This is a genomic window from Tardiphaga sp. GW821-FHT12E02, assembly GCF_058807155.1.
Genome location: NZ_JBXAQK010000001.1, coordinates 3,826,847 through 3,839,441, shown reverse-complemented (window position 1 = coordinate 3,839,441; position 12,595 = coordinate 3,826,847). Strand labels below are relative to the sequence as shown.

The window sequence follows — 12,595 nt, the reverse complement described above, 5'->3', positions numbered from 1 at the left end:
CGTCGCAAATTCTGCCTTTAAGCGCAATCGCGCCCCGCGTGAATTCGAGAGACTCAAATAGCGCAGGACCCGAACATCCAGTGTACGGTCGCCGACATTGGCGCTGCAAATTCGCTGATCCCCAGCGCCTGTAACGGGCGACCGCAGTTCAGGTTCCGTTGTCGGGAACAATTATCTCCGCAGGCCGCATCGCTTGTGTTCGGCGAGATTGCGTCAACCTATTTGGGGTAATCGAGCGCCATCGCAAGGTGAGGGTGGACAGTTCCCATGATCGATACCGGCCATCCGCCCGAGCAGATGCAATTCCAGCTGAGCCTGCGTCGCCGCGGTATCAGCGACGGGCGAATCCTGCGCGCCATGGAAGAGGTGCCCCGCGACCGTTTTATCGACCCCGCCGACCGCCAATATGCCTGGCGTGACTCTGCGCTGCCGATCTCCTGCGGCCAGACCATCAGCCAGCCTTTCGTGGTCGCTTATATGACCGAGCAGTTGCAACTCGAGCCGCGTCATCGCGTGCTCGAACTCGGCACGGGCTCCGGGTACCAGGCCGCCATTCTCGCCAAGCTGGTTCGCGACGTTGTGAGCGTCGAGCGGTATCGCACGTTGGCAGACGCCGCGCGAGCGCGGCTGGAAAGCCTCAGTCTCTACAATGTCGAAGTCATGCTCGGTGACGGCCTCAACCTGTCTTCCAACCTGGGCAGTTTCGACCGCATCATCGTCACTGCAGCTGTCGAGGCCGTGCCACAATCCTTAATCGACCGGCTGGACGAGGGTGGCATTCTGATCGCGCCGGTCGGCCCGCATCATGGTGTGCAGACGCTGGTGCGTATCCGCAAGACGGGAGAGACCATCGAGCACCGCGATCTGGTGGCGGTCCGCTTCGTGCCCGCGTTGCCGGGCATCGCGCGCGAACTCTGAACATGTGCGTGATCGTCGATCACGTCTTTGTCGCAGGGTTAAAGGCTTGGTAACGGAGACGGTGTTTACTCAATTCAGTCGTGTGTTGCGTATGAGTGAGTAACCAATGTCCCGCGTTGTCGAGTTGCTTTGCTCGCGTCGTTCTCCGCAGGTTGCGGTGTTGGCGTTGATGTCCATCGGATTTGCCGGTTGCAGTGCCGACATGTCGACGCGGCTGTCGCAGACCTTCGATGGCAACAATATCAGTCAAAGCAGCAACCGCCAGTTCGGCTGGCAGGGCGGTCAAGGGGGCTATGGTGGCGAGGCCACAGGCTCCGTGCCGCAGCGTCCCGTCGCGCAAGCGCCGCGCGAATTGCCGCAGTACCAGCGCCCGTCTTACAATCCGCAGCCCCAGTATTCATCGCAGCCGCTGCCGCCGCCGATCTCGGCGCCGCAATCCTATCCGTCTGCTCAGCAATCTTATCCGTCCACGCCGCGTCCGGTCGCATCGGCTGCGCCGATGAGCGGTGGCGGCAATGGCATGTATACGCCGCCATCGGCACCCGCTCGCGCGCCGATCGAGCACACCGGCAGCACGGCGCCGCGTTCGGTTGCCGCGGCTCCCTCGCCGGCTCCCATCGGTCCGAACGGCACCACGATCATCGTCGGCACCAGCGATACGCTCGATGGCCTGTCGAAGCGCTACAATGTCTCGCAGGCTGCGATCCTGCAGGCCAATGGCTATCGCGGTCCGCGTGCGCTGTCGCCCGGCCAGTCGCTGATCATTCCGCGTCAGGGCGCTGTGGCTGCTCCGGCGGTCGCTGCCGCTCCGGCGCGTCCCGCTGCCGCCTCGACCACGCATTACGTCAATCGCGGCGATACGCTGATGAGCATCTCGCGCAAGAACAACGTGCCGGTGGCCGAACTCGCGCGCGCCAACGGGCTGTCGCCAACCGCCCAGCTCAAGCTCGGCAGCAAGATCAATGTGCCCGGAGCGCGCAGCGCATCAGCTGCGCCGACCGCATCGGCTCCCGCGCCGCTCGGCGCCCCATCGACCATCGCAGCAGCACCGGTTGCGCCCGTCACCACGGCGCCCGCCCGCGTGGCTGCCGTTGAGCCGCAGCAAAAGGCTCGGCTCGCCAGCGCCACCACAACGCCTGAAGACGTTGCTCCGGAAGCGCCGACCAAGGCTGCTGAAGCCACTGGCGCATTGCCGACCTTCCGCTGGCCGGTGCGTGGCCGCGTGGCCACCGGCTACGGCGCCAAGACCAATGGCAAGTCCAATGACGGCATCAACATCGCCGTGCCGGAAGGCACGCCGGTGAAGGCCGCCGAAGACGGCGTCGTTGCTTATGCCGGCAACGAACTCAAGGGCTACGGCAATCTCGTGCTGGTGCGTCACTCGAACGGCTACGTGACGGCCTATGCCCATGCGAGCGAACTGATGGTGAAGCGCGGCGAGACGATCAAGCGCGGTCAGGTGATCATGAAGTCCGGGCAGTCCGGCGAAGTCGGATCGCCGCAACTGCACTTCGAAATCCGCAAGGGCTCGTCGCCAGTGGATCCGCTGCAGTTCCTGAATGGCGCGTAATCTGCCGCATCAACCTGACAAAACGGCGCCGACTGGAACAGTCGGCGCCGTTTTCGTTTGCGATGTGATGTCGTTTACTTCGTCGCCAGCCTCACCCCAAGCCGTCCGGCCAGTTCCTGCACGAACTGCCAGGCCACGCGGCCCGAGCGCGAGCCACGGGTGGTGGACCATTCCAGTGCTTCGCGCTGCAGCTGGTCGTCGTCGATCTTGACTTTGAAATGGCTGCAATAGCCGCGCACCATGGCGAGATATTCGTCCTGGCTGCATTTGTGGAAGCCGAGCCAGAGCCCGAAACGGTCCGACAGCGAAACCTTTTCCTCGACGGCTTCGCCGGGATTGATCGAGGTCGAGCGCTCGTTCTCGATCATGTCGCGCGCCAGCAGATGGCGGCGGTTCGAGGTCGCATAGAGGATGACGTTTTCCGGCCGTCCCTCGATGCCGCCTTCGAGCACGGCTTTCAGCGACTTGTAGGATGCGTCATTGCCGTCGAAGGAGAGGTCGTCGCAGAACACGATGAAATAGAAATCCGAGGCCCGGATCTGCGCCATCAGGAGCGGCAGGCTCTCGATGTCCTCACGATGGATCTCGACCAGCTTCAGTCGGCCATTGACCGACTTGCTGGCATTGATCCGCGCATGCGCCGCCTTCACCAGCGACGACTTGCCCATGCCGCGGGCGCCCCAGAGCAAGGCGTTGTTGGCGGGCAGGCCGGTGGCGAAGCGGCGGGTGTTCTCGATCAGCGTGTCGACCTGCTGATTGATGCCCTGCAGGAGATCCAGCTCGACCCGGCTTACCTTCGGGACCGGTGCGAGGCGGCCGTCCGGGTGCCAGATGAAGGCATCGGCGCTGGCCAGAGAATCGGCGTTGGAAGCTTTCGGCGCTGCCGCGGCCATGTTGGCGGCGATGGCTTCCAGAGCGAGCGCGATGCGCTCTTCCAGCTTGGGGGCGGCCATCGGTCGCGGGCGCTTGGCGGCGGCTTTTTTGGCGGGGACCTTGGCGGCTTTGGCGGCAGGGCGGCGGCTGGTTTTATTGGGTTTTTTTGACATTTCGGGCTTTCCTTAGGCTGCACCCTTAACCATCCGGGAACAGCTCCGCAAGCGGTACAAAGCGCTTGTACATCAAGGGGGTTAGGAGCGTTGCAATTGGCTTGCCGGCCGCTATAGTCCGCGCCGAATTTACCGAGACCGGGCCGAACGCGGCTGCGTCGCCGGTCAACCCCCGCATTCACGAGGACTTTCGATGTTCATTACCCCTGCGTTCGCCCAGGCCGCAGCCGCCGGCAACGACACCAACAGCATGCTGATGTCGCTGCTGCCGTTCGCGCTGATCTTCGTCATCATGTATTTCCTGATCCTGCGTCCGCAGCAGAAGAAGGTCAAAGACCACGCCGAAATGGTGAAGAACATCCGCCGCGGCGACACCATCGTCACCTCGGGCGGTCTGGTCGGCAAGGTCACCAAGGTGGTGGACGACGAGCAGGTCGAATTCGAACTGGCCGAAGGCGTCCGCGTGCGCCAGCTGCGCTCGATGATCTCGGGTGTCCGCACCAAGGGCGAACCGGCCAAGGAAAAGGGCGATACCAAGACCGAGGCCAAGGACGACGCGGCGGCCAAGTGATCGCAGCGACGCCCATCCTCGAATTCTGACGGACTTTTTCGATGTTGTATTTCTCACGGTGGAAGGCGCTCGGCATTATCGTGACGGCGCTGGTCGTCTGCCTGTTCGCTGTGCCGAACTTCTTCCCCGAAGCCACCGTGAAAACCTGGCCGAAATGGGCGCAGCGCCATCTGGTGCTGGGCCTCGATCTGCAGGGCGGCTCGCACATCCTGCTCGAAGTCGACGCCAATGCGGTCAAGAAGGACAAGCTCGACCAGGTGCGCGACGACGTCCGCCGCACCCTCCGCGACATGAATCCGCGCGTTCAATATACCGGCCTGAATGTCCGCGGCGACGCCGTCGAAGTCCGCATCACCAAGGACACGGACGTTCCGAACGCGCTCACCAAGCTGCGTGAACTCTCGCAGCCGCTCAGCGGCATCATGGGCCAGAGCGGCGCGCGCAGCCTTGACGTTTCCGATGCCGGCGGCGGGCTAATCCGCTTTACCGTGCCGCAGGCCGCGATCAATGATCGCCTGCGCCAGTCGGTCGATCAGTCGCTGCAGATCATCGAGCGTCGTATCAACGAACTCGGCACCGTGGAGCCGCTGATCCAGCGCCAGGGCCTCGACCGCGTGCTGGTCCAGGTGCCGGGCCTGCAGGATCCGTCGCGCCTGAAGGAACTGCTCGGCAAGACCGCGAAGCTCGACTTCCGCATGGTCGATACCTCGATCCCGGCCGAACAGGCGCAGGGCCGGGTGCCGGCGGACTCCGATCTCCTGATGAGCTCGACCTCGCCGAAGACGCCGTATCTGGTGAAAAAGGAAGTGCTGGTCACCGGCGGCGACCTCACCGATGCGCAGCCAGGCTTCGACCAGCGCACCAATGAGCCCATCGTCTCGTTCCGCTTCAACACGGCCGGCGCTCGAAAATTCTCGGAAGCGACGACCAAGAATGTCGGTCTGCCCTTCGCCATCGTGCTCGATAACGAGGTGGTGTCGGCGCCGGTCATTCGCGAACCGATCACCGGCGGCTCGGGCCAGATCTCGGGCTCGTTCACCGTCCAGGGCGCCAACGACCTCGCGATCCTGCTGCGCGCGGGCGCGCTGCCGGCACCGTTGTCGATCATCGAGGAGCGCACCGTCGGTCCGGGCCTCGGCCAGGACTCGATCGCCAAGGGCGAGCTCGCCGCCTATATCGGCTCGATCCTCGTCATCGTGTTCATGCTGCTGACCTATCGTCTGTTCGGCCTGTTCGCGAATATCGCTGTGGCCATCAACGTCGCCATGATCTTCGGCGTCCTGTCGCTGCTCAATGCCACGCTGACGCTGCCCGGCATCGCCGGCATCGTGCTGACGGTCGGCATCGCGGTGGACTCCAACGTGCTGATCTACGAGCGCATCCGCGAAGAACTGCGCGGTGGCCGCACTGCGATCGCCGCCATCGATGCCGGCTTCAAGCGCGCGCTGGCCACCATTCTCGATTCCAATATCACCACCTTCATCGCGGCCTGCGTGCTGTTCTATATCGGCACCGGCCCGGTGCGCGGCTTTGCCGTGACCTTCGGTATCGGCATCATCACCACGGTATTCACCGCCTTCACGGTGACCCGCCTGATCGTTGCCACCTGGGTCAGGTGGAAGCGGCCGCAGCGCGTGCCGATCTGAGCGGACGGAGCAGATTTTGACTACGACACAAATGGTTCTTCTCGGTCTGGCTGCGCTGGTCGTCGTTCTGTCGATCGTGACCATCTTCGACCTGTTGCCATCGCTCCGCATCGTCCCCGACGATACGAAGTTCGATTTCACCCAGTTCCGCCGCATCAGCTTCCCGATGTCGGCGCTGCTGACGATCGCGGCGATCACGTTGTTCTTCACGCATGGCCTGAATTTCGGCATCGACTTCAAGGGCGGCACCCTGATGGAGGTGCAGGCCAAGAATGGTCCCGCCGACATCTCGGACATGCGCACAAAACTCTCGACGCTCGGCCTCGGCGACGTCCAGCTGCAGCAGTTCGGCGGTCCCGCCGACGTGCTGATCCGTCTCGCGCAGCAGCCGGGCGGCGATACCGCCCAGCAAGGGGCCGTGCAGAAGGTGCGCGCCACGCTGGGTGACAGCGTCGACTATCGCCGCGTCGAAGTGGTCGGCCCGCGCGTGTCCGGCGAATTGCTCGCCTACGGCATGCTGGGCCTGATCCTCGCGATCTTCGGTATTCTCATCTATCTCTGGTTCCGCTTCGAATGGCAGTTCGCCATCGGCGCCATGATCGCCAACGTGCATGACATCGTGCTGACCATCGGCTTCATGTCGATCGCGCAGGTCGATTTCGATCTCACCAGCATCGCGGCGCTGCTGACCATTCTCGGCTACTCGCTGAACGATACCGTGGTCATCTATGACCGTATTCGCGAGATCCTGCGTCGCTACAAGAAGATGCCGATGCCGGAACTGCTCAACGAGTCGATCAATTCGACGCTGTCGCGCTCGATCATCACCCACGTCACGGTGACGCTGGCACTGCTCGCGCTGTATCTGTTCGGCGGCCACGCGATCCACTCGTTCACGGCCGTGATGATCTTCGGCGTCGTGCTGGTCGGTACCTACACCTCGATCTTCATCGCGGCACCGATGCTGATCTATCTCGGCGTTGGTGAGAACCGCGACGAGCCGGTCAGCACTGGCAAACCGGCCAAAACTGCGCCGGCAAAGACGGCCAAAGCCTGATGCCGGTCGATCCCGAGCAGCCGCATCTCCCGCGCGCCGCTGAGATCGAGGCCTACGGCAAGGGTGGCTTTATCTTCGACACCATGTCGCATCAGGGCTCGCTGCTGTGCCTGCCCGATGCGGTGTGGGCGTGGGCGGTGACCAAGCCGGACGAGATCGATCGCCACGCGCTGCGCCGGGTATTCGAGGGGCATGCCGGCATCGACACGCTGATCATCGGCACCGGCAACGATGTCTGGATCATGCCGCGCGATCTGCGCGAGGCGCTGCGCGGTCTCCACATTATGGCGGACACGATGATGACCGGCCCCGCGATCCGCACCTACAACATCATGATCGGCGAGCGCCGTCGCGTGGCGGCCGCGCTGATCGCTGTGCCATGAGCGCCGATACAAGCGCCGCGGCCTTCTGCGCCGATCTCGTGCGCACCCATGATTTCGATCGCTATGCCTCGACGCTGTTCGTGCCGGCCGACAAACGCCGCCCGCTGCTGGCGCTCTACGCTTTCAATTCCGAGGTGAGCCGCGTCCGCGATCAGGTCAAGCAAGCTTTGCCCGGCGAGATCCGGCTGCAGTGGTGGACCGATGCGCTGGCCGGTGCCGGGCATGGCGATGTCGAGCAAAATCCTGTTGCGGCCGAATTGCTGCTGGCGGTGCGCGGCTTCGATCTGCCGGTCGATCGGCTCGTCAAACTGATCGATGCGCATGTGTTCGATCTTTACAACGATCCGATGCCGGATCTCGCCGTGCTGGAGAGCCATTTTCGGGACACGTCCGGGACGCTGTTCGCGTGTGCTGCGCGCATTCTCGGGGATCGCTCGGAGGCGGTCGATCATGTCGCCGAACATGCCGGGCTCGCGCAGGGTGTGGCGCATATCACGGCGCGCCTGCCTTACGATGCCGCGCGCAGCCAGCTCTATCTGCCGCATGACATGCTGACGCAGAACGGCGGCAGCGAGGTGGAATTCTATGCTGGCAAGCTGACGCCCGCGATCCGTGCGACGCTCGATCAACTGATCGAGGGCGCGCAGGAGCAACTGGCTGTGGCGGATGGCATGCTGGCGGATGTCGCGGAACCTGCGCGCGCCGCGTTCTTGCCGCTGGCGCTGGTGAAATATGACCTGGGCCAGATGGCCGCCGCGAGCTTCGATCCGTTCGAGCTGTATCTGCGTGCGCGGTTGCGGACGCTCTGGACGCTGTGGCGGGCGTCGTAGTTCGCAGCCGTAGGATGGGTTGAGCGAAGCGATACCCATCACCACACGCGTCCGGCCATGATGGGTATCGCTACGCTCAACCCATCCTACGGTCTACGCCTGCGGCAGCTGGGTCTCGAAATTGAAGCGATCCCGCAAGTTCTTCCGCGATTCCAGGATCGTCTTCAGGAATGCGCGATCGGCGTCGCTCTTCATCAGCGGCTCCAGCAGATCGACCTGATTCATCGCCACCAACTGCAGCACTTCCGTGCGGATCTTGCCGGACGCATCGCGTGGCAGCGCCGGGATCACCTGCAGATGTTCTGGCGCCTTCGCGACCTTTGCTGCGGCAAGCTCATTCTGAAGCTTTCCCTCGAGCGCGACATCATCCGCTTCCACGAACGCATACAGTCCGACACCCGTGCGCCGATCCGCAAAGGCTACGATCGCAGCATCACGCACTGCCGGATTGCGCTTGATGATTTCCAGCAATGGTGGTGCGTCGTTGACCAGGCGCTTGCCGCCGCCTTCGCGGTCGGTGAAGTTGAAGATGCCACGCGTGATGGCGCGATAGACCTTCTTGCCGGTCATCAGCCAGATCCGCGCCGGCAGCGACTTCTTCGCCAGGATCTGCTTTTCCTTCGCCGTCAAAAGCTCTGGCGCATAGGTGCGCTTGTGCTTGAGGAGATGGCGAAGATCCTCATAGGCCGCGATCCGGAACAGCTGGCTGCGGCTCTTGAAGCAGACGGCGAGCTGGAAGTCGGTGAGATAAGCGAGCCCATCGCTGCCCTGAAGCCAGTTCTGCTCCTTGGCGAGATCGTTGTGGCACACGCCCAAGCGATGCAGCTTTCGCAGCGCCAGTTTTGCGGATTGGAAATAGCGCGCATCGTTGTGCGGCTTCGCCAGATGCAGCGCGACGCCGTCGATGAAGCCGCGCACCAGCGTGCGCTTGCCGGCCCAGAGCAGTTCCGGCCCGACCTTGAGATCGCGCGCCAGCGTCAGCGCGCGGCGTTCACGCGTGAACAGATGCAGCGCGAGGATGAACGACCACCACGGCACCTGATCGAGCCGGCGCAGCACCGCATCGACATCGCCGTCGCGCGTGCGAAAACGTCCGCGCTCGACGGTCGAAAATACGTCGCGCTTCAGCAATACGCCTTCGGTCCAGTGCTTGGACAGCGCAGCAGCATCCTGTTTGGGCAAGCTCATGACAGATCCAACCGAGCTTGCGTCAGGCCGCTGCCGCGACGGCGGGAAGCGTCGCCGCGATCCAGCCATCCAGATCGGCCAGCGCGCGGGCGCTCATCGCCTGCTTCTTGGCCACGGTCTTCTCGTTGCCGCGCAGGCGCGAGCCGTCGGGCTTCTTGGTCGGCGGCGATTCCAGCGGCGGGAACAGGCCGAAATTGATGTTCATCGGCTGGAACGAGCGCGGGCCGGCATCCACGGTCTCGATATGGCCGCCAGTGATATGGCCGAGCAGCGAGCCCAGCGCGGTGGTCGCCGGCGGCATGGCCAGCGACTGGCCCTTGGCTTCGGCCGCAGCGCAAAGCCCGGCGATCAGGCCGACGCTGGCGGACTCCACATAGCCTTCGCAGCCGGTCATCTGGCCGGCGAAACGCAGCCGCGGCTGGGCCTTGAGGCGCAGCTGTTCGTCGAGCAGTTTTGGCGAATTGAGGAAGGTGTTGCGATGCAGGCCGCCGAGGCGGGCGAATTCGGCATTTTGCAGGCCCGGAATCATGCGCAGCGCTGCCTGCTGCGGGCCGTATTTCAGCTTCGTCTGGAAGCCGACGATATTGTAGAGCGTGCCCAGTTTGTTGTCCTGGCGCAGCTGGACGATGGCGTAGGGCTTCACCAGCGGATCGCGCGGATTGGTGAGGCCCACCGGCTTCATCGGGCCATGCCGCAGCGTCTCGCGGCCGCGCTCGGCCATCACCTCGATGGGCAGGCAGCCGTCGAAATAGGGCGTATTCAGCTCCCATTCCTTGAAATCGGTCTTCTCGCCGGCCAGAAGCGCGTCGATGAAGGCCTCGTACTGCTCGCGGGTCATCGGGCAGTTGATGTAGTCAGCGCCGGTGCCGCCGGGCCCGACCTTGTCGTAGCGCGACTGGAACCAGGCGATCTCCATATCGATGGAATCTTTGTGCACGATCGGCGCGATGGCATCGAAAAAGGCCAGCGCATTCTCGTCGGTCAAAGCGCGGATGGAATCAGCCAGCGGCGCCGAGGTGAGGGGGCCGGTCGCAACGATGACATTGCGCCACTCCGTCGGCGGCAGGCCGGCGACTTCGGTGCGATCGATGGTGATGAGGGGATGGTCTTCGAGTGCCTTGGTGACGGCATCGGAGAACGCATCGCGGTCCACGGCCAGCGCGCCGCCAGCGGGCACCTGATTGGCGTCAGCGCTGCGCATGATCAGCGAGCCAAGCTTGCGCATTTCGGCATGCAACAGGCCGACAGCGTTGTTCAGGGCGTCGTCGGAACGGAATGAATTGGAGCAGACGAGCTCGGCAAGGCCATCGGTACGATGGGCGTCGGTCATCTTCACCGGGCGCATCTCATGGAGGACCACGGGGATGCCGGCATTGGCGACCTGCCAGGCGGCTTCAGAGCCTGCGAGGCCCGCGCCGATCACATGGACGCGGTCGTCTTGAATAGGGGCTATTGTCATGGCCCCGCATGTAGCGTGTTTCGAGCCGAAACGGAATTCGCTTTGGCCGGGTTCCGCAGGTTAGTCAGTACTTTGCACTGGAGCTTCTGCAAGAAGGGCTGAGCTGGCGCCACGATCGCGCCCGCTGGTGGCGGGCGCAATTCGTGAAACGTCGCGGACGGCGAGCCGTCCAGACGGATCAACCGTTGTAGGCACCGGAAGCAACGCGCGGAATGTCAGAGCGGTCGAGACCGATGTCGGACAGTTCGCGATCGCTGAGCTGCGACAGCTCGGCAACATTGCGCTGATAGTCACGGAAAGCCTGGATCATACGGATAAGCGAGAGCAGCATTTTCTTTCTCCTTCAATCTGGCGATTCATCTCTTGAAGAGTTCCTCGCCGTTGAAGTGAATATAGATGACCACTTCGCAATGCGGCAGTTCAGATGTTGCGGTGCAGCTAAGCGATTTATGCATGCCTATAGCAAGAAGTGATTAACCTTTCGGCGCAGGGTGGCGTGGCTTCAGGCAGGGTGCGTATCCGGACACCGGGACCGCGCGGTTACCCGTTAATTAGTCGATTAAAGTACGGTTTTAAAGGGTTTCCGGCGCTTGTGGCGGGATCGTGATGGCGGCGTGGCCACAGGCTGGCGCAGGCCTGACGGGCCGTTAACAGCCAGCGGTAAGACATGCGCGAATCGCATATGGAAGAAAGTTATGAATTATAATTCATATATTATGGGATTGATCTCAAGAAAGGATATCGAGCGAACAGGCGCTCAGCAGTTGTATCATTTCCCGCTTTGTTCTGCATGCCACTGCGCTAGCGGCCCTCGCATAGATTGCCGCCGCAGCCATTGATCGCCGTATGCGAGCAGCGCCTTCAAAGACTGAACGAGGTGACGACTCGGGAACCCGGGACGCGTCGGCCCGCAGCATAGCCGGCCTCGCCGGGAACCCTGAATCGTCAGTCTTCGCGACCTCGAAACAGTGAGACCGGAAAATCGGCCGCATGGCGCTTCATCGGGTTGCGCTCGGGCATGACGGGCGGATTCGGATTGCGCTCCACCACCATCCGATAGAGATGCCAGCTGGCGTGGCCGAGCAACGGGATCACGACGGCAAGCCCGAGAAAGAAGGGCAGCGAGCCGAGCACGAGCAGCGCCGCAACCATGAAGCCCCAGATGGCCATGGTCACCGGATTGCGCGCGACCACGCGCAAGGACGTGGTGACGGCGTCCATCACGCTGGCATGGCGATCCAGCATCAGTGGGAACGACACGGCGCTGACGCAGAGTGCGACAAGCGCGAACATCAGTCCGGTGCCACATCCGACCACGATGAGTTGCCAGCCTTGCGATGTCGTCAGCACCTCCGACACGAAGCTCGGAATGCCCGCTGCCGGCGCATTGCCGAAGGTCGAGACATAGATTGCCTGGGCCGTTGCGATCCAGGTGAGAAACAGCACCAGCAATGCGAGGCCGAGCGCCAGCATCGCGCCGAAGGAGGGAGAGCGCGTGACATCCAGCGCATGCCAGGCCGACGCATCCTCGCCAGTCTCGCGGCGGCGGCTCAGTTCATAGAGCCCGATGGCCGCGAACGGGCCGAGCAGGGCAAAGCCGGCTGCGAGTGGAAACAGCAGCGGCAGGATGGAATAGCCGAGCACGGTGCGGGCCAGCACGATGCCGATCACCGGATAGATCAGGCATAGCATGATGGCGTGGCTGGGCACGGCCTTGAAATCTTCCCAGCCGAGACGCAGCGCGTCGCCGAGATCGGATGGCGTGATGGAATAGACGCGAGGCGCCGGGCTGATGTCGTCGATGCGGACAAGTTCAGTGGCATTGCCTGTGGTGGAGAGGGCCATGGTCGTTGCTCCCATTGTTCACGCGGCAACGTCACGCGCAGCAGGCGCGGCAGCCGCTCGGAAACCATCACGACGAAGTCAG

The 12,595-nt window shown here is 63.2% G+C and carries 12 protein-coding genes; 7 read left to right on the top strand and 5 right to left on the bottom strand.

Features of this window, described 5'->3' with window-relative positions; all coding sequences use genetic code 11:
- The first annotated feature begins 267 nt into the window (after window positions 1-267).
- Entirely contained in the window at window positions 268-918 is a 651-nt protein-coding gene (locus AC1RQ5_RS18195; protein ID WP_493200792.1) for a protein-L-isoaspartate(D-aspartate) O-methyltransferase, read from the top strand.
- A 106-nt stretch (window positions 919-1,024) separates the two neighbouring features.
- Window positions 1,025-2,488, top strand: coding sequence for a peptidoglycan DD-metalloendopeptidase family protein (locus AC1RQ5_RS18190; RefSeq protein ID WP_493200791.1), 1,464 nt, complete (start codon window positions 1,025-1,027; stop codon window positions 2,486-2,488).
- 74 nt (window positions 2,489-2,562) lie between these two features.
- Here the strand turns inward: AC1RQ5_RS18190 and AC1RQ5_RS18185 are convergent, their stop codons facing one another.
- Window positions 2,563-3,534, bottom strand: a complete 972-nt coding sequence (locus AC1RQ5_RS18185) for an ATP-binding protein (RefSeq protein WP_493200789.1) — start codon at window positions 3,532-3,534, stop codon at window positions 2,563-2,565.
- Window positions 3,535-3,727: 193 nt separating this feature from the next.
- On the opposite strand from AC1RQ5_RS18185, the gene yajC reads away from it, so the two are divergent.
- The 5 genes from yajC to AC1RQ5_RS18160 are packed head-to-tail and all read left to right on the top strand — an operon-like array spanning window position 3,728 to window position 8,021.
- Complete coding sequence (gene yajC, locus AC1RQ5_RS18180; RefSeq protein WP_398476769.1) at window positions 3,728-4,105, top strand: preprotein translocase subunit YajC; 378 nt, start codon at window positions 3,728-3,730, stop codon at window positions 4,103-4,105.
- Window positions 4,106-4,146: 41 nt separating this feature from the next.
- Window positions 4,147-5,751, top strand: coding sequence for a protein translocase subunit SecD (gene secD / locus AC1RQ5_RS18175; RefSeq protein ID WP_398476771.1), 1,605 nt, complete (start codon window positions 4,147-4,149; stop codon window positions 5,749-5,751).
- 31 nt (window positions 5,752-5,782) lie between these two features.
- A complete protein-coding gene (gene secF, locus AC1RQ5_RS18170) occupies window positions 5,783-6,808 on the top strand; it encodes a protein translocase subunit SecF (protein ID WP_493203468.1) in 1,026 nt (341 codons plus the stop codon).
- On the top strand, window positions 6,808-7,191 hold the full coding sequence (locus tag AC1RQ5_RS18165; protein ID WP_398476773.1) for an Mth938-like domain-containing protein: 384 nt from the start codon (window positions 6,808-6,810) through the stop codon (window positions 7,189-7,191). The genes secF and AC1RQ5_RS18165 overlap by 1 nt, the downstream gene beginning before the upstream one ends.
- On the top strand, window positions 7,188-8,021 hold the full coding sequence (locus AC1RQ5_RS18160) for a phytoene/squalene synthase family protein (RefSeq protein ID WP_493200786.1): 834 nt from the start codon (window positions 7,188-7,190) through the stop codon (window positions 8,019-8,021). Before AC1RQ5_RS18165 ends, AC1RQ5_RS18160 begins: the two co-directional genes overlap by 4 nt.
- A 93-nt stretch (window positions 8,022-8,114) precedes the next feature.
- Here the strand turns inward: AC1RQ5_RS18160 and AC1RQ5_RS18155 are convergent, their stop codons facing one another.
- From AC1RQ5_RS18155 to AC1RQ5_RS18140, 4 genes are all read right to left on the bottom strand, one after another.
- A complete protein-coding gene (locus AC1RQ5_RS18155; protein WP_493200785.1) occupies window positions 8,115-9,209 on the bottom strand; it encodes an AMP-binding enzyme in 1,095 nt (364 codons plus the stop codon).
- 22 nt (window positions 9,210-9,231) lie between these two features.
- Complete coding sequence (gene trmFO, locus AC1RQ5_RS18150; RefSeq protein ID WP_493200783.1) at window positions 9,232-10,668, bottom strand: methylenetetrahydrofolate--tRNA-(uracil(54)-C(5))-methyltransferase (FADH(2)-oxidizing) TrmFO; 1,437 nt, start codon at window positions 10,666-10,668, stop codon at window positions 9,232-9,234.
- A gap of 178 nt (window positions 10,669-10,846) precedes the next feature.
- Window positions 10,847-10,999: a DUF1127 domain-containing protein gene (locus tag AC1RQ5_RS18145; protein WP_211908563.1), complete on the bottom strand. Its 153-nt coding sequence runs from the start codon at window positions 10,997-10,999 to the stop codon at window positions 10,847-10,849.
- 614 nt (window positions 11,000-11,613) lie between these two features.
- On the bottom strand, window positions 11,614-12,513 hold the full coding sequence (locus AC1RQ5_RS18140) for a DUF2189 domain-containing protein (RefSeq protein ID WP_493200781.1): 900 nt from the start codon (window positions 12,511-12,513) through the stop codon (window positions 11,614-11,616).
- Between the last annotated feature and the right edge of the window lie 82 nt (window positions 12,514-12,595).